Source organism: Lysinibacillus phoenicis (assembly GCF_047238325.1).
Lineage (GTDB): Bacteria > Bacillota > Bacilli > Bacillales_A > Planococcaceae > Lysinibacillus > Lysinibacillus irui.
Genome location: NZ_JBDFMP010000002.1, coordinates 3,594,988 through 3,617,138 on the forward strand (window position 1 = coordinate 3,594,988; position 22,151 = coordinate 3,617,138).

General features: G+C 38.6%; 21 protein-coding genes. 11 read left to right on the forward strand and 10 right to left on the reverse strand.

What is annotated here, in order from left to right:
• Position 1: 1 nt before the first annotated feature.
• Positions 2–2,887: an ATP-binding protein gene (locus ABC382_RS19480; protein ID WP_322611124.1), complete on the forward strand. Its 2,886-nt coding sequence runs from the start codon at positions 2–4 to the stop codon at positions 2,885–2,887.
• On the forward strand, positions 2,884–3,819 hold the full coding sequence (gene yhaM, locus ABC382_RS19485) for a 3'-5' exoribonuclease YhaM (RefSeq protein ID WP_412927037.1): 936 nt from the start codon (positions 2,884–2,886) through the stop codon (positions 3,817–3,819). The genes ABC382_RS19480 and yhaM overlap by 4 nt, the downstream gene beginning before the upstream one ends.
• A gap of 145 nt (positions 3,820–3,964) precedes the next feature.
• Here the strand turns inward: yhaM and ABC382_RS19490 are convergent, their stop codons facing one another.
• Positions 3,965–4,942 carry a peptidylprolyl isomerase gene (locus tag ABC382_RS19490; RefSeq protein WP_274794431.1) on the reverse strand — a complete coding sequence of 326 codons (978 nt, stop codon included), beginning with the start codon at positions 4,940–4,942 and terminating at the stop codon, positions 3,965–3,967.
• A 143-nt stretch (positions 4,943–5,085) separates the two neighbouring features.
• Here ABC382_RS19490 and ABC382_RS19495 point away from each other — a divergent pair, with 143 nt between their 5' ends.
• Positions 5,086–5,190, forward strand: coding sequence for a YjcZ family sporulation protein (locus tag ABC382_RS19495; protein ID WP_274794430.1), 105 nt, complete (start codon positions 5,086–5,088; stop codon positions 5,188–5,190).
• Between the two features lie 230 nt (positions 5,191–5,420).
• Here the strand turns inward: ABC382_RS19495 and ABC382_RS19500 are convergent, their stop codons facing one another.
• The 6 genes from ABC382_RS19500 to ABC382_RS19525 all read right to left on the reverse strand — a co-directional run bounded on the left by ABC382_RS19500 (position 5,421) and on the right by ABC382_RS19525 (position 8,755).
• Positions 5,421–5,606 (reverse strand): hypothetical protein, encoded by a 186-nt coding sequence (locus ABC382_RS19500; protein WP_274794429.1) that lies wholly within the window; start codon positions 5,604–5,606, stop codon positions 5,421–5,423.
• Between the two features lie 70 nt (positions 5,607–5,676).
• Positions 5,677–6,222, reverse strand: a complete 546-nt coding sequence (locus ABC382_RS19505; RefSeq protein ID WP_274794428.1) for a DUF3267 domain-containing protein — start codon at positions 6,220–6,222, stop codon at positions 5,677–5,679.
• Between the two features lie 189 nt (positions 6,223–6,411).
• Positions 6,412–6,972, reverse strand: a complete 561-nt coding sequence (locus ABC382_RS19510; RefSeq protein WP_016992097.1) for an HTH-type transcriptional regulator Hpr — start codon at positions 6,970–6,972, stop codon at positions 6,412–6,414.
• Between the two features lie 157 nt (positions 6,973–7,129).
• Entirely contained in the window at positions 7,130–7,525 is a 396-nt protein-coding gene (locus tag ABC382_RS19515) for a YtxH domain-containing protein (protein ID WP_274794427.1), read from the reverse strand.
• A gap of 133 nt (positions 7,526–7,658) precedes the next feature.
• Positions 7,659–8,195 carry a tryptophan transporter gene (locus tag ABC382_RS19520; RefSeq protein WP_274794426.1) on the reverse strand — a complete coding sequence of 179 codons (537 nt, stop codon included), beginning with the start codon at positions 8,193–8,195 and terminating at the stop codon, positions 7,659–7,661.
• A 146-nt stretch (positions 8,196–8,341) separates the two neighbouring features.
• A complete protein-coding gene (locus ABC382_RS19525; protein WP_274794425.1) occupies positions 8,342–8,755 on the reverse strand; it encodes an HIT family protein in 414 nt (137 codons plus the stop codon).
• A gap of 104 nt (positions 8,756–8,859) precedes the next feature.
• On the opposite strand from ABC382_RS19525, the gene ABC382_RS19530 reads away from it, so the two are divergent.
• Together ABC382_RS19530 and ABC382_RS19535 are read left to right on the forward strand one after the other, a co-directional pair.
• Positions 8,860–9,609 (forward strand): ABC transporter ATP-binding protein, encoded by a 750-nt coding sequence (locus ABC382_RS19530; RefSeq protein WP_274794424.1) that lies wholly within the window; start codon positions 8,860–8,862, stop codon positions 9,607–9,609.
• Entirely contained in the window at positions 9,593–10,774 is a 1,182-nt protein-coding gene (locus ABC382_RS19535; RefSeq protein WP_322611123.1) for an ABC transporter permease, read from the forward strand. Before ABC382_RS19530 ends, ABC382_RS19535 begins: the two co-directional genes overlap by 17 nt.
• 79 nt (positions 10,775–10,853) lie before the next feature.
• Here ABC382_RS19535 and ABC382_RS19540 read toward each other — a convergent pair whose 3' ends face one another.
• Positions 10,854–11,372 (reverse strand): antibiotic biosynthesis monooxygenase family protein, encoded by a 519-nt coding sequence (locus ABC382_RS19540; RefSeq protein WP_274794422.1) that lies wholly within the window; start codon positions 11,370–11,372, stop codon positions 10,854–10,856.
• Positions 11,373–11,658: 286 nt separating this feature from the next.
• On the opposite strand from ABC382_RS19540, the gene hemE reads away from it, so the two are divergent.
• The 3 genes from hemE (at position 11,659) to hemY (ending at position 15,214) form a co-directional block, all read left to right on the forward strand.
• Positions 11,659–12,708: a uroporphyrinogen decarboxylase gene (gene hemE / locus ABC382_RS19545; RefSeq protein WP_412927038.1), complete on the forward strand. Its 1,050-nt coding sequence runs from the start codon at positions 11,659–11,661 to the stop codon at positions 12,706–12,708.
• 146 nt (positions 12,709–12,854) lie between these two features.
• Positions 12,855–13,775 (forward strand): ferrochelatase, encoded by a 921-nt coding sequence (hemH, locus tag ABC382_RS19550; protein ID WP_274794420.1) that lies wholly within the window; start codon positions 12,855–12,857, stop codon positions 13,773–13,775.
• A 14-nt stretch (positions 13,776–13,789) separates the two neighbouring features.
• Positions 13,790–15,214: a protoporphyrinogen oxidase gene (gene hemY / locus ABC382_RS19555; protein WP_274794419.1), complete on the forward strand. Its 1,425-nt coding sequence runs from the start codon at positions 13,790–13,792 to the stop codon at positions 15,212–15,214.
• A gap of 146 nt (positions 15,215–15,360) precedes the next feature.
• Here hemY and ABC382_RS19560 read toward each other — a convergent pair whose 3' ends face one another.
• Positions 15,361–17,661, reverse strand: a complete 2,301-nt coding sequence (locus ABC382_RS19560; protein WP_322611122.1) for a collagen-like domain-containing protein — start codon at positions 17,659–17,661, stop codon at positions 15,361–15,363.
• A 188-nt stretch (positions 17,662–17,849) separates the two neighbouring features.
• Entirely contained in the window at positions 17,850–18,935 is a 1,086-nt protein-coding gene (locus ABC382_RS19565) for a glycosyltransferase (protein WP_274794418.1), read from the reverse strand.
• A gap of 177 nt (positions 18,936–19,112) precedes the next feature.
• Here ABC382_RS19565 and ABC382_RS19570 point away from each other — a divergent pair, with 177 nt between their 5' ends.
• The 3 genes from ABC382_RS19570 to ABC382_RS19580 are packed head-to-tail and all read left to right on the forward strand — an operon-like array spanning position 19,113 to position 22,149.
• Positions 19,113–20,081, forward strand: coding sequence for a YncE family protein (locus ABC382_RS19570; protein WP_322611121.1), 969 nt, complete (start codon positions 19,113–19,115; stop codon positions 20,079–20,081).
• Complete coding sequence (locus tag ABC382_RS19575) at positions 20,081–20,764, forward strand: response regulator transcription factor (protein ID WP_274797378.1); 684 nt, start codon at positions 20,081–20,083, stop codon at positions 20,762–20,764. Before ABC382_RS19570 ends, ABC382_RS19575 begins: the two co-directional genes overlap by 1 nt.
• Positions 20,761–22,149 carry a sensor histidine kinase gene (locus tag ABC382_RS19580; RefSeq protein ID WP_312506044.1) on the forward strand — a complete coding sequence of 463 codons (1,389 nt, stop codon included), beginning with the start codon at positions 20,761–20,763 and terminating at the stop codon, positions 22,147–22,149. Before ABC382_RS19575 ends, ABC382_RS19580 begins: the two co-directional genes overlap by 4 nt.
• The last annotated feature ends 2 nt before the right edge of the window (positions 22,150–22,151 follow it).

The following is a 22,151-nucleotide window of genomic DNA, read 5'->3' on the forward strand; positions in this document are numbered from 1 at the left end:
CATGCTGACAATACAAAAAATCCAAATTTATGGCTTTGGTAAGCATGAAAATATGACCATTTCGTTAAGCGATGGTGTTACCATTTTTTATGGATTAAATGAAGCGGGAAAAACAACAATTCAGCAATTTATTCTACAAATGCTTTTTGGTTTCCCCACGAGGCAGCAGACACAGCGCAAATATGAACCAAAAGCTTCGACAAAGTATGGTGGTCAGCTGATACTCAAGCATCCGATTTATGGCCAATGTACCATTGAACGTGTGAAAGGGAGGGCAACGGGCGATGTTACTGTCTTTTTAGAGGATGGTACAACTGGACAAGAGGAACTGTTAGCAAAACTATTATATGGCTATTCAAGAGCCAGCTTTGAGTCTATTTTTTCATTTTCATTACATGAGCTACAAGGGATTGAGAAAATGTCAGAGGAGGAACTAACACATTTGCTACTAGCCTCTGGTACGACAGGTATTCAACATTTATCGACCCTTGAGAAGAAAATGGATAAAGAGGCAAATGAATTATTTAGGAAAACCGGTAAAGTGCCAGTAATTAATCAAAAAATAGAGCATTTAAAGCAGCTTGAACGAACGATTAAACAGGAACAAGGGAAAATTCAAACCTTTGATGATAAATTAAAGCAGCTACAACTCCTAGAGCAAAATTTAGAGCGGCTTTATGAGACACAAAAAATGCAACAACAACAGTGGCAACAGCTAACTATACAAAAACAAGCACTACCTCTAATGAAGCAGCAACAGGCTTTGCAACAAACTTTAGCCAACTATCAAGATATACAATTTCCACCAGAAGGTATTAGACGATATGAACAGTTAAAAGATCGACTAATGCATGAAAACCAACAGCTGTTGCAATTAAAAGAGCAATTTCAAACGTTACAAGATAAAGTACTAGCATCAGTGAACGAGCAAACGGTTAATGAGATGGCTCGCCTTATACAAAAAGAGGCAACCTGGCATCAATTGCTGGTGAAGGTGCAAAATTTACAAGATGATCTCTTTATGCTTGAACATGAAATGGAAGCACAGTTTCGTTTATTAGGCGTTCAAGAAAAAGAGGAACAGGAAAATCTTCTTGGGGAGACTGTTTCACTTCAGCAGGAACAGCAGTTTCAATTTCAATTAAGTAAGCTGCAGGATGCAGAGGAGGAGCTTAAGTTTCATTTACGATCCCTTGAACAAATACATCTAGAAATAGATGCAATTGCTAAACAAAAGCAACGGATTGTACAGGAATCATTAACAAGTGAAGAAGAACATATTTTAGCACAGTGGCCCCAGCAAAAACGAAGGCTTGAGCAATTACGTGCTGCCAAGTCACTAAGAAATAAGCAAACACAACCTTTGTATTTTATCTGGCTTATTCTACTAATTGGTTTATTGTCATTTGCTTATGGAGTGTTTGAAAAGAATGTGGTTGTGATCATTGTCGGAGCATTTTTGTCATTGCTTAGCATTTTGTATATGAGACATAGTAAACAAGCAGAGCCTATAAATAAAGAGCAAAGTTATCTCCTACGAGAGTTAGAACAAGAAGAAATGACAGTACAAGCTGTGCTATTAAAGAAGCAACGATATGAGGATCGTTGGTTACATGTCAATGAACAGCAAAAAGAAAAAGAACAGCAATACGTTCAACTTGAATATAAAATTCAACAAGCAGAGTTAGAGAGTGAAGAGGCCACACAGGCACTTCAGCTTTTTTTAAAGCGTTATCGATTACAAGGATCAATAGCCAGAACTTTAATGCCTGAGTTATTTATGCGAATTCGTGGCGTTCAAGAGCTTGCAGCAAAAAGGAATAGTACACTGAGCCTTCTACAAGAAGCTCAGATGGAAAAGAACAGTATTTATGAACAGCTCCAACAGGTCTTAGATGGAGCCTACAATGAACATGAAATATATATGTATTTACGAACAGCCTACCTGGAAGCACAAAAGCATCAACAACAAGTACAACAAACGAAGGATCAGTTAGCCAGCCTTAAAATAAAACTAGAGGGTGGCCAATCTAGAATTGACCAATATACATCTGAAATAGCTCTGTTATTTAGTGAGGCACAAGTGCAAAACGAGCAAGCTTATTATGAAATATATGAACAGTTTGAGCAACAAAGAAAAATCATAGCAGAATTGCAAACGGTTCAAGCACAATTGGCTTCACTCAACCTGCCACAGCAAGAAAATCTGATGGAGGATTCTATTATAGAAGCTCTACATGCTTTGGAACTGGAGCAAAGCTCGTTACAGCAAGAGATAGACAAATGTCTTGAACACCGTGCTTCATTGCTTATTGAAAAAGAGCAGCTATTAAATGATGAAAAGTATGGGCAATTACTTCAACAGTTTGAGCAGGAGAAAACAGAATTACAGCAGCTGATTGAGCAATGGGCAACTAAAAAGGCTGTAGCTACTGCCATTCATGAAGCATTATTCCGCCTTCGAGAAGAAAAATTACCTCATGTTCTTTCGAAGGTGAATGCGATATTCAGTTTACTGACAGGTGGACGATATGAGAGAATTTCGATTCATGATGAAGGCTATTTTGTTGCACAAGATGTTGCAGGAATACGTTACCAAATGATTGAATTGTCACAGGCGACAAAAGAGCAAGCCTATATTGCATTACGTATGGCCCTTGCAAAAACACTGATGGACTCTGCCCCATTTCCAATCATTATGGACGATCCATTTGTCCATTTTGATCGAAACCGTACAGACAAAATGGTACAATTGATGAAAGAAGTAGGATATGAACGTCAAATTTTATATTTTACTTGTCATGACGCAATGCTCGAACATTGGCAGAAAGAGCAAATTGTCGATATCGGAGCACTAGCAAATGAAAGGGGAGTGGCGTCAACATGAAAGGGATTACGAGGCTTCAAGTTGGAGAAGCAGTAGATCAATTTTTATTGATAAAACAAGCGACAAAAGGTGTTACAACCGTTGGAAAGCCATTTATGTCGCTATTACTACAAGATAAAAGTGGGGATATTGAGGCAAAATTATGGGACACGAATGAGGATCATGAAAAAATGTATCATGCTGAAGCGATTGTGCGTGTTGGCGGAGAGATTCATGACTATAGAGGAAAAAATCAATTACGTATTAAATCGATACGTGTTGCAAAGCCAGAGGAAGGAATCGCAATTCATGATTTAGTTCCCTCCTCAGCAACGCCCAAAGAACAACTATATGAAGAATTGACACAATTTTTCTTTGATATTAAAAATCCAAATATCTCACGTATTACGAGAGCAGCTATTAAAAAGCATCAGGATGCTATTTTAGTCTTCCCAGCAGCAACGAAAAACCATCATGACTATGCATCTGGTTTATTAGATCATATGGTATCTATGCTAAAACTAGGTAAAGCGATTGTCGATTTATATCCAACGCTTAATCGCGATTTATTATATGCAGGAATTATTTTGCATGACATAGGCAAGGTTGTAGAGTTATCTGGTCCAGTTGCCACGATGTATACAGTTGAAGGTAATTTATTAGGACACATTACGATTATGGTGAATGAAATTGCTAAAATTGCTAGTGAACTTGAAATTGATGGTGAAGAAGTCATGCTATTACAACATATGGTTCTGTCTCATCATGGAAAAGAAGAGTGGGGTAGCCCGAAAAAACCTATGCTCCAAGAAGCGGAAATCTTGCACTATATTGATAACATAGATGCAAAAATGAATATGCTCACAAGGGCATTAGGGAAAACAGCTCCAGGGGAATTTACAGAGCGACTCTTCCCGCTGGATAACCGCTCGTTCTATAAACCAACTATATAGAAAAAGTAAATTCATATAGATAGTAGTTCAAAAACGGTCTTCAGGCATAAAGAATAATGCAAAAAGAAAGGGAGCATCTGAAAAATCAGATGCTCCTTTTCGCTGAGGATACTGTCATTATTAGATGAACTAATATTTATCCAGACTATTTAGATTCCTTGTCAGTATCTTCTGCTTTGTCTTCAGAATCTTTAGCAGCATTATCTTCTGCTTTTTTAGCTGCTTCTTCAGCCGCTTTGGCTTGTTCTTCACTTGTTGTTGTAAAGAATTTAAGTGATTCTTTTAAATCTTTATCTGATGTTTTCACATCTGCATCTTTTGCCATTTTTGCAACGATGTCTTTTAAAATCGTTTGCGCTTCACCAGTTTGGTTTAGCTTGTTTATCATTGTTGAACGGATGTTGTCTTCTTCATCTTTAAATTCACCAACACCTTTTACGTCACGCTTGTCCGTAATTTCAATAACATGATATCCAAAGCTTGATTTTACTGGCTCGCTTAATGTATTTAATTCAAGAGCGTAAGCAGCATCGTTAAATTCATCAACCATTGAACCAACAGAGAACCATCCAAGCTCTCCACCGTTTTTCGCAGAACCTGTATCTGTAGAATATTCTTTCGCTACATCAGCAAATTTAGCACCGCCTTTAATTTTTGCAATGACTTCTTTCGCTGTTTTCTCATCTGCTACTAAAATATGACGACCATTTAGTTCTGTTTTCATTTGTTCGTAGTATTTTTTCACATCTTCTTCTTTAATTGCTTGATCTTTTAAAGCTTTTTCTTGAAGAAGCTGAACACGTAAAGAATCTTTAAAGCCTTGTTCTGTTAAACCACTTTCAGCAAGTGCTTGTGTAAAGCCATCACCAAATTGTGATGCTGTAGTGTCGTAAGCTTCTTTAATTTCTTTATCTGTTACCTCATATTTGTCGGCTAAAACTTTTTCAGTCACAAGTTGTTGCATTACATATGAGCCTGTTAAAGCTTTTGCCTTTTCATTAAAATCAGCTACTGAAATATCGCCCACTTTAGAAGTAACGATTGCTTTGCTATCTCCGCCGCTACAAGCACCAAGAGCTAATACAGAAGCAGCTAAAGTTAAAGATAAAACTGTCTTTTTCATAGTGGATATTCTCTCCTAACATGGTTTCGTCCATTTTTTACTATAACATAAACGTTTTAAAAACAAAATGGTTCCCCCTTGAGTATTGCCTATATTTCAAATTTTGAAGCGCATAGGATATAGAAAAGAAAGGGGGTGAAGTTATGGGCAACGGAGGATACGGTGGCGGTGGCTACGGCTCAGGCTTTGCTTTATTAGTTGTGTTATTTATTTTATTAATTATTGTTGGCGCAGCGTACCTATACTAATTAATAAAACAGTGAAAAGCTAAGAGCTCAACTCTTAGCTTTTCTTAACAATGGTAGACATTCGCGCCGCAAGCTTAGTTCTACCAAATTTATTGGTTAGAAAAAGTTGTTGCATGGGGGGCTCAACTTATTTTGAGTGTGCGGACGAACGCGGATGTCTTTCAATTTATTTTGTCAATGTTTTGAACCGATATGGATGCCTTTACGCCGAGGCGTAAAGGATACTTCCATTAAACTGCATATAAAATTTCCACATAAAATGAGACAAGTAAAATGGTAATTAGTATATTTATAGTTCGGAATATTTTTGGTTGGTTTTCTTCGGGAATTTCACGTCGCATGCATAAAGCATATGTCATGCGATTAATTTGAAATAAATAGAATACCGAGAATAGAACTACAATCATTAATAGCAAGTCTATTCCTCCCCTCTTTCAATAGTAATAGCATAACAAAGAACGCCAATAAAAAACAAGTACAAGCATTTTAGTGAACAGTTGGTGGAACTAAAATTTCATAGCCTTTAGGTGTTTCTTCTATTTGGGAATTTTTAGGTGAATTTAGCAAGTATTTCACGTAAAGGATATCAATCAAACATAAACTACAGTGATAAGCTAACAGCAATGTTCCGTAGTGTGTATAGGCTGGTAATAGCCAAGTTCCTACTATAATACTTGTGTTTAGAACGATAAAAGGCGTAAGTAATGCTAAGATGTAACGATTTTTAGATAAAGGTTCACGAATTCGCATATGCAAAACAGGAATTATATAAAATTGGGTACGTACACGTAATTTTAAATGCTGGCGCAAATCATATAGTGCAAGAAAGTGCAAAAATTTATGAACTGGATAAAGAGTGAGTACAGCAATTACAAAAAGCCAGAATAACCGATCTGTGTAATGCTCTTCGTTAAATAAATTAAACATTACATATGAAACAGAAAAGACCAATAGAAAAGTAATAACACCCATTATAATAATACGCGTTGTACCATAATGATGTTCTAGGTTTAAAATTTTCCAACAATGCATGGTTTTGTATCAACTCCAAAATAGGAAGTGTCCTATTTAATGTAAATTGAATTATGTTAGAATGCAAGAAAAAGGAGGTACTTCAGAAATATTTCTGAAATACCTCCTTTCACATGATTTACATTCGAATGAGCAGGAATACTAAATGCGTTCATCCAGAAAAAATTACGAGTAGTTTGAAGCTTCGTCCTATCCCTTTACAGGTGTTCTTTCTTCTAGCGTGTCAAAGGAATCACGGAAATGTTGGAAGGAGCGTTCGAAAATATCGATGAAATCCTCGCCATAAATATTGCGAATAACAGCCATTACATCTAAAAAATCTGGGAAACGGCCATATAAATCTTTTAAAGCAAGGGATCCCTCCAGTACGGAATGATACGTATTATGGTAGTTCTTATTCATCTCTACAATAAGCTCTGTACCAGCTTCAGTAAGCTCAACATACGTATTTCGTTTATCGTCATCACGCTTCGAAAACTTAAGGAAGCCACGCTCTTCTAATTTTTTGGAGAAGTTAAATGCTGTAGAAACATGCATCACTCCGAATTTTGCTACATCAGAAATGGAAGCCCCTTTTAAATGATAAGAAATCCATAAAATATGGTGTTCATTAATATTTAAATCATAGGGTTTAATCCATTGTTGCCAATCCTTTTCAACCGCTTTCCATAGCGCCTTTGATAATTGTGCGATTCTTTGACTATAAAGCATCGCTTCTTTTTGTGTGTATAATTCCTCTGACAAAGCCATCACCTACTGCTTTCTTTCACATTTTTAAAAATATTATAGCAGTAAAGAAAAAAAGTTTAAAGTTAGAAAAATTAAAAAATTGAAAAGTGGTTAAAAAATAATATTATAGCAATAATTTTTGGTAAAAAAATAGATTTTTAACTGCTTTGAAAGGACTTTAGTCGCTAACTTTTTCTTGCGGTTTTTTCTTGTTTTCGGTGATTTGTGCAATGTTTTTCTCGATTTCGCTAATCGAATTCTGTAAAGCATCTAATTCTTGTTGTAAATTATTTTTCGTTGGTTCGATTTCTTCAGTAAAAGTTGTGATTGTTTGCTTTAAATCATTTATTATTTGTGGGATATTATTTTTCACTTCATTTGTTAAAGTATTGACAGAGTGCTTAACAGTCCCTACTTGTTGTTTTACATCAAGGAGCATACCTTTTGTTTGGTCAAGATTTTGTTTAAGAGTAGCACGTACTTGTTGCCCTGATTGTGGTGTTGAGAAAAGCACAGCGATTGTCCCACCTATAATCCCTGTTGTTAGTCCAAGTAAAAATGGTTTTGCTTTCATATTGTTTACCTCATTTCTAGTCATGTTTATCTACTATTAAACCATGAAATGCCCGAATACAAAAAGAAAAAAGAAACTAAACGAGTGATTTACTATCACGGTTTAGTTTCTTTTGATTATTTAAAGTGAGTATTTATGAAATTTGAGAAATAGCTGTATTGAATTTAGAGCGCTTTACTAATTTTGCGACAATTGGATAAATGACAGCAAAAGCAACGACGTTAAATGCAACAGCTGGCAGGACAACGCCAATAAATAGCATTGTAAAGGTTGCACCGACATTTGCATTGAATACAAAAAGCGCGACGCTTAAAAAGACAGTTCCTGATAGAATGGTACCTAAACCAACTAAAACAGCAGAAACAGCGAAATGACTTGCCAGTTTTTTTAGAATCAATAAACAGGCTAAAAATACAAAGCCTGTAACAGCTTTATCGATAATATTCGGGACAAGACCTGCTGGGAATGTTGTAAATAAACCTGAAAGTACACCCGTTGAAAGTGATAGTAAGAACGTTTCTTTCACAGTTGGGAACAATAATATTCCAATAAACATCATTGTTAACATGAAATCAGGTTTCATACCATTTACCATTCCTGGTGTAACCACATAAAGGGCTGCACCGACACCAATTAATAGTGCCATTAAAACTAAATTCTTCGTATTCATTTGAATCTCTCCTCAGCTAAGCTAATCTATTTGTCACCTAACGTGTCCTCCTGACCGTTAGCGAAACTTATTTGTGATTGTACGCTAAAATGTTTCTATTTGCAATACAATATTCTGAATCTTTTTGTGTTAAAAATTCCAATCCTTTACAGATTCGCTTTAATACTTTCTGCTACTTCAGCTAACTGCTCTGCTGAATATTTTTGCGTTTGCCAAATTAGGCCAAGCCCTTCTTTTTCGTCGTAACGCGGAATAAAATGTAAGTGGTAGTGGAAAACAGTCTGTCCAGCTGCAGCGCCATTATTATTAATCGTATTCAAACCAATCGGCTGAAATGCTGCTTTAATAGCATTGGCGATTTTTGGTGCAACAGCATATAGATTACGTGCCACTTCCTCTGGCATTTCAAATAGATCTTGGCAGTGATGCTTTGGTATTAATAATGTGTGGCCTTTAGCAACAGGTGAAATATCTGTAAAGGCATAGACATGGTCATCCTCGTAGATTTTTGTACTTGGAATGGATCCATCGATAATTTTGCAGAATAGGCAATCGCTCATGAGAATTTCCCCCTTAACGTATGTGTAAATACATTCTATCATACTCAAACCTGTATCATTTGCTAATTTTTGATAAAATATAAAACAAGAAGAGGAGTGAGGATATGTCAGTATTAGAGGTACAGCATGTGACGGGTGGATATACTAGAAAACCTGTTATTAAAGATTTATCTTTTACTATTGGAAAAGGGGAATTAGTTGGCTTAATCGGTTTAAATGGAGCTGGTAAAAGTACAACAATTAAACATATTATAGGAACAATGTTACCAAAGGAAGGGGACATTCGACTAAACGGGGTAACATTAAAAGAAGATACGGACAAGTATCGAACAGCCTTTTCCTATATTCCCGAAACCCCTGTGCTATATGATGAGCTTACATTAAGAGAGCATTTAGAGTTAACAGCGATGGCATATGGTATTGATAAGGCAACCCTTGATGCTCGTTCAGAGGTGCTATTAAAAGAATTTCGAATGGAGAAAAGATTAAATTGGTTCCCTTCGCATTTTTCAAAGGGAATGCGTCAAAAAGTCATGATTATGTGTGCCTTTTTAGTGAATCCAAGTCTTTATATTATTGATGAGCCTTTTGTGGGCTTAGATCCCCTAGGTATTCAATCATTATTAGACCAGATGGATGAAAAGAAAAAAGAAGGTGCTTCTATATTAATGTCTACACACATACTATCGACAGCTGAAAAGCATTGTGATCGAATTATTTTATTGCACGAAGGAAGAGTTCGAGCGCAGGGAACAATGGCTGATTTACGCAAATCGTTTGCAATGCCGAATGCGACATTGGACGATCTCTATATTGCCATGACAAAGGAGCGGGACCATGAAGAACTTGCGTGATGTATGGTCCTCTCGCTTCATGCATTATATAGGAGAAGTACAAAAATATATGCAATTTATATTTACAGGGCATATTGCGATTGTACTTGTTTTTCTTATTGGAGCAGGGGGCTATCAATATAGTGAATGGCTGAAAGTTGTACAAACAGACTTTCCAGCAGAAATCATCATTGCTCTAATCGTAGGGATTTTATTGGCCTTTAGCCGCCCTACTACGCTCTTGAGAGAGCCAGACCAAGTATACCTATTGCCTTTAGAATCAAAAATATCACAGTATTTTAATAAGGCATTGGCTTGGACTTATTGGTCTCAAGTGTGGATAGTAGCGATTGTCTATATTGTTTGTATTCCATTATTAAAAGCAGTAACGGAATTAACAACGATCGACATATGGACAGTATTTTTACTTGTCATTGTTTTGAAATATATAAGTGTTCAAGGAGAATTCAACTATCGTTATAGTGAACGAGGCAATATGGTCTGGGTGGACAGGCTTATTCGAGCTATCGTATTTGCAGCTGCAATCTATTTGGGACTCCATGCTCAGCTCCTATTAGCAGTAGTCGTTACAGTTATCAGCGTTATTTATATCATTGTCTTTAGAAAAAAATCGACCGGTGAACCTGTGCCTTATGAACATTTTGTAAAGCTTGAACAGAATCGTATGATGAGCTTTTACCGTTTTGCTAATTATTTTACAGACGTACCCCATTTACATGGAAGCATCCGTGGCCGTAGTTGGATGGACTGGCTCTATAAATTTGTACCATACGGTAAGGGCAATGCTCAAAAGTATCTGGTATTTCGTACCTTTGTTCGAACAGATGACCATTTCTATTTATGGCTTCGTCTTACAGCTATTTCAGCAATCATTGCTGCATTTGTAGACATTCCTGTCGTTACATGGATTGCTGCTGGTGCACTGAGCTTTGCGACAACCATTCAGTTAAAGCAAGCATTACTATCAAGCGGTGAATTTCGAATGGATATGCTCTATCCATTACCCGATAATGCCCGTCCATTAGCTGTGAAGCAGGTTGTGCGTTTAGCAATGATTACACAAGCTATTATTGTGGGCTTATGTGCAATGACACAACCAATGTTTTATATTACTGTCATCGTTGTTTTGGTTATTAGTGAATTGACATCGAAGGTTTCTAAGTAGAATAGAATACTATTGATAAATTAAAAAGCTCATTCACCCAATGCTATTGTTGGATAAATGAGCTTTTAATTATTTAGGCTTATTGTGAATCTTCTTCCTTCGGTATTGCGCTATAGGTTGTTACATAAGAAGCTGCTGAAAAGATGTTCTGCTGGCGTACTCCAGTTGAATCATCTTTTTTAGCATGGGCATTTTCAAAGGCTTTAGAACTCTTCCATGCTTCAAATGAATGTGGCCCATTCCATTGTGTCATGACAATGTAAGTATCACTCTTGATGGGTCTTAATAAACGGAAGGCAACAAAGCCCGGCTCCTCCTCAATGGCTCGCGAACGCTCTAAAAAGCGGTGTTCGAATACAGGACGTCCCTCGTCTGTCACAGGAATATTATTAAAAACAAAGAAGCCTCGTTCCTCTAGGTCATTTACTGAATCCAAAACTTCGAATTTACGAGGCGTTGCAAACACTGTTTTTCCTTCTGTTTCATGTATCAAGACAGAGTTTCCGTCTCCGTGGATTAAGATCATATGCTCATTTGGATACTTATTTTTTACCTGTTCTAAAAAATCACCAGTACCAGAAGTTAAATAAATATACATCAATTTATCCTCCTTATGAATCTTATTAATTATAGCGTGATTATACCCTTTTAAGCATAAGTCTAACGCTTTGACCAAAAAGAATCTGCCGAGAAAGAACAATTTTATGACATTTCACTAGGAAAACTATACAATAACAGAGGAAGCGTTTACTATTGGAAACGGATATCAATAATAAAGGAATAAACAAGACATTTTTAACTTGATTCACCAAATATTTTTTGTACCGAAAGTGAAACAACAGGTATAAAGGAGAAAAATGATTTTTTGAGGGGAAGGAAATTTCATGACAACTTTTAATGATACACTTCTGCGAGCTGCACGTGGAGAAAGGACAGCACACACGCCAGTATGGTATATGCGTCAGGCAGGACGTTCACAGCCAGAATACCGTGCTATAAAAGAAAAATATTCCTTAGAGGAAATTACACATCAACCTGAGCTATGTGCGTATGTCACTCGTCTACCTGTAGAAAATTACAATGTCGATGCTGCTATTTTATACAAAGATATTGTCACACCTCTTCCTGGCATTGGGATAGATGTAAAAATCAAAGCAGGCGTTGGTCCTGTTATTTCAAATCCTATTCGTTCAGTTGCGGATGTAGAAAAATTAGGTGAAATTAATGCTAAAGAGCATACACCCTTTGTATTAGAAACGATTAAGTTGCTGACAGAAGAGCAATTAAATGTTCCTTTAATCGGTTTTGCTGGCGCACCATTTACACTTGCAAGCTACATGATTGAAGGCGGTCCGTCAAAAAACTATAATAAAACAAAATCATTTATGGTATCAGAACCTCAAGCATGGTTTGCATTAATGGATAAACTAGCTGATATGATTATTGCAGATGTAACTGCTCAAATTAAAGCGGGTGCAAAAGCAATACAAGTCTTCGATTCTTGGGTTGGTGCATTAAATGTTGAAGATTACCGTGTGTTTATAAAACCAATTATGACGCGAATTTTTGCAGAGTTGCAAAAAGAAAATGTGCCATTAATTCAATTTGGTGTCGGTGCTAGCCATTTAGCAAAAGAATGGAATGATTTACCGATTGATGTTGTTGGCTTAGACTGGCGTTTACCTATTAAAGAGGCACGTGCAAATGGCATTACAAAACCTGTTCAAGGTAACTTAGACCCATCTCTATTACTTGCGGATTGGTCTGTTATTGAAAAAAGAGCCAAAGATATTATTGACCAAGGCTTAGAAATGCCAGGACATATTTTTAACCTGGGGCATGGAGTTTTCCCAGAAGTAGATCCAGATGTATTAAAACGTCTGACTACACTTATTCATGAGTATAGTGCACAGCAAATTCAAGCACGTTCCTAATAACAAACAAATTAAATGTGAAAATCCCTTTTCTATGGATGAATGATTTTATCATAGAAAGGGAGCTGTCCAATATGAAAGACTGGGCAGCTTCTTTTTATCACATAATGTATAAAATATAAAACAATTTTTGAGGTGAATGGGTAATGAAAGAAGTTAAAGGCTTATTGGTAATGGCATACGGAACACCTTATAAAGAAGAAGATATCGAACCTTACTATACACATATTCGTCATGGCCGCAAACCTTCTGAAGAGCATTTAGAAGATCTTCGTAGCCGCTATGAAGCAATTGGTGGTTTATCACCATTAGCAGCAGCAACACAGGCACAAGCTGAAGCTTTATGTGCACGGTTAAATGAAGTACAGGATACAGTGGAATATAAATTGTTTATTGGTTTAAAGCATATTCATCCATTTATTGAAGATGCAGTTGAGCAAATGGTGGCAGAGGGCATCAAAGAAGCGGTTTCTATTGTTTTAGCTCCTCATTTCTCTACGTTCTCTATTAAATCCTATAACGGTCGTGCTGTAGAGGCGGCAGGTGATCGTTTAACGATTACTTCTGTAGAGTCTTGGTACGATGAGCCAAAATTCATCGAGTATTGGAAACAACAAGTGAATGCTACGTTTGAGGCTATGTCTGAGGAAGAACGTGAAAAAGCATGTTTAATCGTGTCAGCACATTCACTTCCTGAAAAGATTAAAGATTTAGGAGATCCTTATGAGGATCAATTAATCGAAACAGCTCGACTTATTCAAGAAGCAACAGGTTTAAAAAATGTTGAGGTGGGCTGGCAATCAGCAGGGCAAACACCAGAACCTTGGATTGGTCCAGATGTCCAAGACTTAACTCGTGAACTATTTGAAGAAAAAGGTTACCGTTCATTTGTTTATACACCAGTAGGTTTTGTAACGGAGCATTTAGAAGTATTATATGATAATGATTTTGAGTGTAAAGTTGTTTGTGATGAACTTGACGCAAAATACTATCGCCCAGCGATGCCAAATACACACCCATTATTTATCGATGCGATGGTAGATGCAATTCATAAAAAATTAAGCTAAGCGAAAAGAAAGTGATGATGTTGGTGACTCAGAAAAGACGAAAGGTAGTTGTCATAGGCGCTGGCATTACAGGCCTTACAGCTGCGTTCTATATGCAAAAAGAAGCAAGCGCAAAAGAATTGCCATTAGATATCGTACTTGTCGAGTCGTCATTACGTCTTGGCGGAAAAATTCAAACATTGAGAAAAGATGGTTTTATTATTGAGCGCGGGCCAGAATCTTTTTTTGATCGTGAAAACTATGTTAGTGCTTTAGCAAAGGATCTCGGTATCGAGCAGAAAATACAAACGAGTAATGCAGGACCGACTTATGTTGCAGTAGGTAGCCAGTTATACCCTATTCCTAGTCAACTTTTATCTGGAGAAACGCCTCATATCTCGTCATTCATAACATCAGGGTTATTTTCACTTAGCGGAAAAGTGCGTGCTGCGGGGGATTTTTTCATTCCCCGTTCAGCACAAGATGACGATCAACCGTTAGGTGCCTTTTTTAGAAGAAGATTTGGTGCAGAGATCGTGGAAAACTTAGTAGAACCTTTACTGGCAGGTACATTTGCAGGTGATATCGAGCAATTAAGTATGAGCTCCACTTTCCCGCAGCTTTACAGTTTAGAGCAAAAATATCGTAGCTTACTAATCGGCATGAAAAAGGCAGGAACAAATTTCTTAAGCAATCATTTGATTGATGAAAATAAAGGGATTTTTCAGACCTTTAGTAATGGCCTTGAAACACTGATTGAAAGTATAGAAGAATCACTACTTCCAGGGACAGTTATGAAGGGTGTGAAAGTGGAGGAAATTGAACATGGCAAGGACGGAACCGTTCAAGTGATGTTAAACAATTTTTCCAATATAAAAGCAGATGCTGTTATTATCGCTACACCATTTAATGTGGCAGAAAAAATGTTTAGTAAGCATAGTCTGTTAAATGAATTAGGGACGATGAAGGCAGCAACCATTGCAACTGTCACAATGGCCTTTAAAAAGGAACAGCTTGGCGATTTGGATGCACTTTCTTTTTATGTCTCTCGAAATAGTGATTTTTCAATTACTTCTTGTACTTGGATGAACCGAAAATGGCCAGGTACCTCTCCAGACGATTATGTATTATTACGTAGCTATATTGGGCGTGTTGGAGACGAAGCCATTGTAGCATTATCTGATACTGAAATAGAAAAAACTGTACTTCAGGATTTAAATAAAACCATTGGGGTAAATGGCGAACCAATGATGACAGTAGTGACTCGTTGGAAAAATGCAATGCCACAATATACAGTAGGACATGAAGCCAAGGTCCAGCGAATAAAACAGGAATTGTATGAACATTTTCCAACTGTAAAACTTGCAGGAAGCTCATTTGAAGGAATATCTATACCAGAATGTGTGCAGCAAGGGAAACATATTGCAGAAGATGTGGTAAGGGAAATGTTTCAGCAATAAAAAGAAATAGTACAAAACATGAGCTATCAATGTTTGTACTATTTTTTTATGTATGTTTTGAATGATGAATAAGAAATAGCAAACTAATATAGATAGTTTGCTATTTCGATTACTAATTGCTTTAAAAAGCTAATAGATAATTAGACTTAAGATATTCGATGACATGACCAAACGATACCACCGGAGTTAGCTCCACCTAGCGTAAGTCCAATTGTCAAACCATTGGCTTCATAGAACAAGTCAATTGTATCCCCAGCTACTAATTCTACTTCACCTGCCAAAGTGATAGTACCATTTCCAAGTATTGCACGTAAAGTTAATACCAGTGCGACGTTTACATTCAATACAGGGAACAAGCCGCTAATTAGATTTGTTGTTGCATTTCTTCGTATTGCAAATGAAGGATTGATTCCACCCCCTAAAGTAACACTAATGGCCGCAGTAGTAGAGTAATTTATAGTTGCTTCAAAGGAGTATCTTCCTGTAGTTGGTACAGTGAAAATCCCCGTTGCTGGATTAAAAGCAGGCGTTGTAAAGTAAGGTGATGCTACACTCCAGTCAGCAATAGAGGTAGAAGCATTAACAGTTAGTGTGTTTTTAAATGCTGAGAATCCTTCGGTAAGCGCAGGACCAGTAGCACCAGTAGCCCCAGTAGGTCCAGTCACACCAGCAGGTCCAATGGCACCAGTAGCCCCGGTAGCGCCAGTTACGCCAGTAGGTCCAATATCACCAGTAGCGCCAGTAGGTCCAGGTACGCCAGTAGGTCCGATCTCACCAGTAGGTCCAGTCACGCCCACAGGCCCAATTGCGCCAGTAGCCCCAGTAGGCCCAGTCACGCCGGCAGGTCCAATAGCGCCAGTAGGCCCAGTCACGCCCGCAGGTCCAGTAGCACCAGTAATGCCGGCAGGTCCAATGGCACCAGTAGGTCCAGTTACGCCAGTAGGTCCGATCTCACCAGTAGGTCCAGTCACGCCCACAGGCCCAATCGCTCCGGTAGCCCCAGTAGGCCCAGTCACGCCGGCAGGCCCGATATCGCCAGTAGCCCCAGTAGGCCCAGTCACGCCGGCAGGTCCAATCGCTCCGGTAGCCCCAGTAGGTCCAGTTACGCCAGCAAGCCCAATCGCTCCGGTAGCCCCAGTAGGCCCAGTCACGCCGGCAGGTCCAGTAGCCCCAGTAGCCCCAGTAATGCCGGCAGGTCCAATGGCACCAGTAGCCCCGGTAGCGCCAGTTACGCCAGTAGGTCCAATATCACCAGTAGCGCCAGTAAGTCCAGTTACGCCAGCCGGTCCAATAGCGCCAGTAGGCCCAGTCACGCCAGCCGGTCCAATAGCGCCAGTAGGCCCAGTCACGCCGGCAGGTCCAGTAGCCCCAGTAGCACCAGTAATGCCGGCAGGTCCGATGGCACCAGTAGGTCCAGTTACGCCAGTAGGTCCGATCTCACCAGTAGGTCCAGTCACGCCCACAGGCCCAATAGCGCCAGTAGGTCCAGTTACGCCAGTAGGTCCAGTCACGCCGGCAGGTCCAGTAGCACCAGTCGAACCAGTAGCACCAGTAATGCCGGCAGGTCCAATGGCACCAGTAGCCCCAGTCACGCCAGTAGGTCCAGTCACGCCGGCAGGTCCAATAGCGCCAGTAGGCCCAGTCACGCCCGCAGGTCCAGTAGCACCAGTCGAACCAGTAGCCCCAGTAGGTCCAGTTACGCCAGCAGGTCCAATCGCTCCGGTAGCCCCAGTAGGCCCAGTCACGCCGGCAGGCCCGATATCGCCAGTAGCCCCAGTAGGCCCAGTCACGCCCGCAGGTCCAGTAGCACCAGTCGAACCAGTAGCACCAGTAATGCCGGCAGGTCCAATGGCACCAGTAGCCCCAGTCACGCCCGCAGGCCCAATCGCTCCGGTAGCCCCAGTAGGCCCAGTCACGCCGGCAGGCCCAATGGCACCAGTAGGCCCAGTCACGCCGGCAGGCCCAATGGCACCAGTAGGTCCAGTTACGCCAGTAGGTCCGATCTCACCAGTAGCGCCAGTAGCCCCAGTAGCGCCAGCCGGTCCAATTGCCCCAGTAGGCCCAGTCATGCCGGCAGGTCCAATCGCTCCGGTAGCCCCAGTAGGCCCAGTCACGCCGGCAGGCCCGATACCGCCAGTAGCCCCAGTAGCGCCAGTAGCCCCAGTAGCGCCAGCCGGTCCAATTGCACCAGTAGGTCCAGTCACGCCGGCAGGTCCAGTAGCCCCAGTAGCCCCAGTAGCCCCAGTAGCCCCAGTAGCCCCTGTAACACCTGTAACACCTGTAACACCTGTCATACCCGTAGGTCCAGTTGGTCCTGTAATACATCCAGTAGGTCCGGTAGGTTTTACCGGCCAAATTGGACAACCTGGTATAGGCCCTGTTTTACAACAACAGGGAAAGGAATGGCATTTATTACAAACTCGATCTAGAAATTTCCCAAAATGCATAGTTTCACCTCCTCTCTCAAGTATCGTATTCTGTGAATGAGAGAGGAGGTAGACACATAACTACTTATTCCCTTTAAAACATAGAGTTATTTTTAAAACTTCGAGAGTTATTTTTAACAGCATGTATTCTACTAGAATGCTTAGCTACAATTTGCCTAAATTTCTTAAGTTAGAGTATCTAGTGTAATTTAGATATCGTCTAGTCCATTAGCTAAAATACTTTCGAAATACCTTTTATTGTGTAAAATTTTAGGGTCATTCGGAATGAAGGAGCTAGCTAATTCATTGTGTGCGTTTGCTAATTCGTATTGTTGCAAACGGTCATAAAGCACACAAAGCTGTAAGTGGGGGAGCCAAGTAGTAAAGCTTTTATTTTGAAAAGGAGCGTTTGGTTTTTGTTTAATGACAAGTGCTTGTTCGTACCAAAAAATGGCTTCATCATTTCTATTTTGCTCCATGAAATGATAACCTAATCGGCAGCAAGCTTCAGGGCGAGGTACATCATATTCAAAGCTTCGTAAAATAGCACTGAAGTTGTTTTCTGTATCGTTTAAATGAGAAAAGCAATCTGCTAATTTGAAACAAGCTCGAATATTATCTTCCACCCAGCCTAATTTTGAGGTTAAAAATAATTCGTAATAATGAATGGCTTCTTCATAATAACCATGATCTAGTAATTCATTGGCAAAATAAAATGTATCTCGTGGTGATAATGTTTCTCCAGATTCGACTAGTTGTTTATAAATCTCAATATTACGTGTATGATCATGCGTTAATGGTAAGTGACTTACGGCGACATCACTATCAAACAGCATACCACCCACTTCTAAATATTCATGCACTGCTCCAATCCACTGAAATTTCTTATCTCTTCTTACAAGGCGATATCTTCTTATTAAGGCGTCTACATTACCTTCATGATCAAAACTTAAATGATAATTCATTGAAATAGCATCAATATCAGAAGTCAGTGATTCTTTTAGCGCCTTAAATTTTTCTCGATCTTCCTCTAATAAAACATCGTCCGCATCTAGCCAGAGAATATATTCCTTTGTTGCTTGCTGAAAGGAAAAGTTCCGTGCAGCTGCAAAATGATGAATCCATTTAAAGTCAAAAATTCGATCTGTAAATTGTGCAACGACTTGTTTCGTGCTATCTGTTGAGCCCGTATCAACGATATTAATTTCATCTACTAAATCTTTAACGGATTCAAGACATCTACCAATAACATCTTCTTCATTTTTTACAATCATACATAAGCTAATGGAAATCATGTTATACCTCCTTACCATTATCTTAGTACTATATGTAACAAAGAAAAAATTGGTTAGATGATTGAACGGAGGGAATCGACGCAAAAAATGTGAAATGTATTTTTATGGTTTGTCATAAATTCACCTTCCAAGTTTCACCCGAATTTCACAATTGTGAAGTATAGTAGAGGGGCAGAGGTGATAAAGTTGAAAAAATGGGCATTCTTCATTTTTTCGTTACTACAAATAATATGGTTAGCGGGTTGCGCTGAAAAATCATATGAACCCATTGAGAGAGATCGAAATTTTATAGCTTCATTAAACATACAAGAACCATCATTAGATTTTATTGATGAGGATGGGAATGTTTTTGCAACATGGTTATTTGATAAAGCTTATTCAGGGGCAATACTATTAGGAAATGATCAAATATTATTGTATGGACACCAATTAAATAATATTGACGTCTATACAATATCAACCGGAGAAAAGCTCTATTCAAAAAAAGTAGAGATAGGTACAACAAATGTATACTATGATGACAACATCCAACAATTTTTTATAACAAATAGTAAAACCAATACAGTGACAAGCTTTGATCGAGAAGGAAATGAGCTTGGTTCACAGCAGCTTGGCAATTATCCTATGTCTATGGCATCGTATCAAGATAAACTGTATGTTATAAATTTTAAAGATACAAAATTATCGGTGTTAAATATGAAGGATTTGTCCATTGAACAGGAATGGCCCATTCAAAAATCCTCACATGGAATAGCCATTCTTGAAGAAACACATGAGCTGTGGATTGGTGGACATGGAGAAGGCAGTAAGCCAAATAGTTCTGTTAAAAAATATGATTTATCTACTGGCCAACTGCATGGAGAGATTGACATGCCTCTGATGCCTGTAGGATTAAAAAAGACAAAAGATGCTGTCCTTGTTGTTAGTCATGGTCATAATGAGTTATATGTTGCTAGTTTTGATGGCCAGATCAAATGGCATCAAGAGGTTGGCGCAAATCCATTTGTAGTAAACCAGTTTAAAAACTATATTGTTGTCGCTGGCTATGATGATCATACATTGTACTTTATAAAGGACGGCCAGAAGGAAAAAACAGTTGATGTAGGAAAAGGTGCTTTTCAGCTGTTAGTAAGGGAGGAACAATGATGACAACTGTATTAATAGTCGATGATGAGCAGGATATGCGTAAATTAATAGAAATGATGCTCAATAACTCCGATATTGAGACATTTACAGCCGCAAATGGTACAGAGGCATATGATGTGATCGTACGAGAAAAAATTGATTTAGTATTGCTCGATGTCATGATGCCCCATGAGGATGGCTTTGTTGTTTGTCAAAGTATTCGTGCGATGTCCAATGTACCGATTATTTTTCTAACAGCACGTGATGCCAATGAGGATAAGGTAAAAGGCCTTACACTTGGTGGAGATGACTATATAGTTAAGCCATTTACACATGATGAACTTGTAGCAAGGATTTATGCTGTTTTAAGAAGAAGTGGGGCGAATATTACAGAGCTACAGCAAAAGTACGTAATTTTTGGTCCTATTAAAATAGACGAGATTGCACGTAAAGTATCTGTTGATGGTAAGAGTATTCCACTTACTTTAAAGGAATTTGAATTATTGCATTTATTTATGAAAAATCCGGGCAATGCCTATACAAGAGAGCAATTATTAGAACGTATTTGGGATATTGATTATGTAGGTGGAACGCGCACCGTTGATACCCATATCAAAACTTTACGAATAAAGCTTGGAAAGGATGCGGCTGCGCATATTCAAACCGTTTGGGGAGTGGGCTACCGCTTTGATCCTGGCGAATGAAAAAGATTGCTACTCGCATTTGGTTGTTGATTTTCGCATTTCTCATCATTACCGTTGTCTTTATGTACGTTCTCACAAATTTTTTGTATCAACGTTTATATGTCCAAGATACTGAAGAGACAATGGTGGAAGTTGGCTTGAAGCTACAGACAATGTATAACAATGGTAAGGTTACGGATGAATTTATTGCAGATATTGAACAATTTAACGATTATTCAAATTTAAATATATTTGCAGTAAGAAATCCTCGGGAGTTAAGTGCCTGTGTTCCGTTTGATATAGATTATGAGACACTGATTGGACCAGAAGAAAGACAGAAATTATTATCAGGAAAATACGTGCAAAAAATTGGCTATGAGCCCAGGTTTGATCGACAACTAATTTCAGTAGTGATACCACTCGTTGATCAAAATCGATTAGAGGGTATTATTTATATTTACTTCCCGCTAGCTAAAATTAGTGAGTTAGCTAATAGTGGAGTTATTCTCCTGTTCATTAGTGCCTTTATATTTTTAGTGGTAGCTAGCTATTTGATTTATAAAGGTATTCGACATATTATGCGACCATTAAACGATTTACAACGTGCAGTAGAACAGATGTCCCACGGGAATTATGAGACACGTGTACCTGTCAATTCACGGGATGAAATCGGTAAATTATCTAGTACCTTTAATAAAATGGCAGAGTCGATTCAGCTAGAGGATGAAGCCCAAAAAACATTTCTGGCAACAGTTTCGCATGAATTACGGACACCAATAAGCTATGTTAAAGGCTATAGTGAAGCTATGCAAAATGGCATTATTACAGAAAGCCAAAAAGAAGAAACTATTCAGTTGATTGTCCGTGAGGCGAATCGAATGGAGAGGTTAACAAACGAATTACTTCAACTAGCAAGAACAGAAAATGAACAAACCGACATTGCTTTATATCCTATTCCGCTTGGTGAGACTTTAAGGGAAGTTCAAAAAATACTAACACATCAAGCAGATAAAAAGAACATAACATTACATGTGGATGTAGATGATGCGCTAATTATTGAAGCTGATGAAGTAAAGCTAAAGCAAATTTTTATTAACATTATTGAAAATGCGATTAATTACTCATATGAAAATTCTATTGTGGAAATTGTTGCTGTTGAAAAGACGGGGAGTGCACTCATTACCATTAAGGATTATGGTATCGGTATCCCGTCCGAGGATTTAGCACATGTCACAGAGCGATTTTATCGAGTTAACAAAGCAAGGAGTCGTGCAGACGGTGGTAGTGGATTAGGATTATCCATTGTTGAACAGCTACTAAAGCAGTTACAGGGATCGTTAGAAATTGAAAGTGTTGTAGAAAAAGGCACAACTGTTAAGATACAGTTGCCATTAATGGAGGATTAAAA

Excerpts from the sequence above, each read along its gene's own strand:
- ABC382_RS19480 (WP_322611124.1), top strand. The coding sequence starts at position 2 with ATGCTGACAATACAAAAAATCCAAATTTATGGCTTTGGTAAGCATGAA.
- yhaM (WP_412927037.1), top strand. The coding sequence starts at position 2,884 with ATGAAAGGGATTACGAGGCTTCAAGTTGGAGAAGCAGTAGATCAATTT.
- ABC382_RS19490 (WP_274794431.1), bottom strand. The coding sequence starts at position 4,942 with ATGAAAAAGACAGTTTTATCTTTAACTTTAGCTGCTTCTGTATTAGCT.
- ABC382_RS19495 (WP_274794430.1), top strand. The coding sequence starts at position 5,086 with ATGGGCAACGGAGGATACGGTGGCGGTGGCTACGGCTCAGGCTTTGCT.
- ABC382_RS19505 (WP_274794428.1), bottom strand. The coding sequence starts at position 6,222 with ATGCATTGTTGGAAAATTTTAAACCTAGAACATCATTATGGTACAACG.
- ABC382_RS19510 (WP_016992097.1), bottom strand. The coding sequence starts at position 6,972 with ATGGCTTTGTCAGAGGAATTATACACACAAAAAGAAGCGATGCTTTAT.
- ABC382_RS19515 (WP_274794427.1), bottom strand. The coding sequence starts at position 7,525 with ATGAAAGCAAAACCATTTTTACTTGGACTAACAACAGGGATTATAGGT.
- ABC382_RS19520 (WP_274794426.1), bottom strand. The coding sequence starts at position 8,195 with ATGAATACGAAGAATTTAGTTTTAATGGCACTATTAATTGGTGTCGGT.
- ABC382_RS19525 (WP_274794425.1), bottom strand. The coding sequence starts at position 8,755 with ATGAGCGATTGCCTATTCTGCAAAATTATCGATGGATCCATTCCAAGT.
- ABC382_RS19530 (WP_274794424.1), top strand. The coding sequence starts at position 8,860 with ATGTCAGTATTAGAGGTACAGCATGTGACGGGTGGATATACTAGAAAA.
- ABC382_RS19535 (WP_322611123.1), top strand. The coding sequence starts at position 9,593 with ATGAAGAACTTGCGTGATGTATGGTCCTCTCGCTTCATGCATTATATA.
- ABC382_RS19540 (WP_274794422.1), bottom strand. The coding sequence starts at position 11,372 with ATGTATATTTATTTAACTTCTGGTACTGGTGATTTTTTAGAACAGGTA.
- hemE (WP_412927038.1), top strand. The coding sequence starts at position 11,659 with ATGACAACTTTTAATGATACACTTCTGCGAGCTGCACGTGGAGAAAGG.
- hemH (WP_274794420.1), top strand. The coding sequence starts at position 12,855 with ATGAAAGAAGTTAAAGGCTTATTGGTAATGGCATACGGAACACCTTAT.
- hemY (WP_274794419.1), top strand. The coding sequence starts at position 13,790 with ATGATGTTGGTGACTCAGAAAAGACGAAAGGTAGTTGTCATAGGCGCT.
- ABC382_RS19560 (WP_322611122.1), bottom strand. The coding sequence starts at position 17,661 with ATGCATTTTGGGAAATTTCTAGATCGAGTTTGTAATAAATGCCATTCC.
- ABC382_RS19565 (WP_274794418.1), bottom strand. The coding sequence starts at position 18,935 with ATGATTTCCATTAGCTTATGTATGATTGTAAAAAATGAAGAAGATGTT.
- ABC382_RS19575 (WP_274797378.1), top strand. The coding sequence starts at position 20,081 with ATGACAACTGTATTAATAGTCGATGATGAGCAGGATATGCGTAAATTA.
- ABC382_RS19580 (WP_312506044.1), top strand. The coding sequence starts at position 20,761 with ATGAAAAAGATTGCTACTCGCATTTGGTTGTTGATTTTCGCATTTCTC.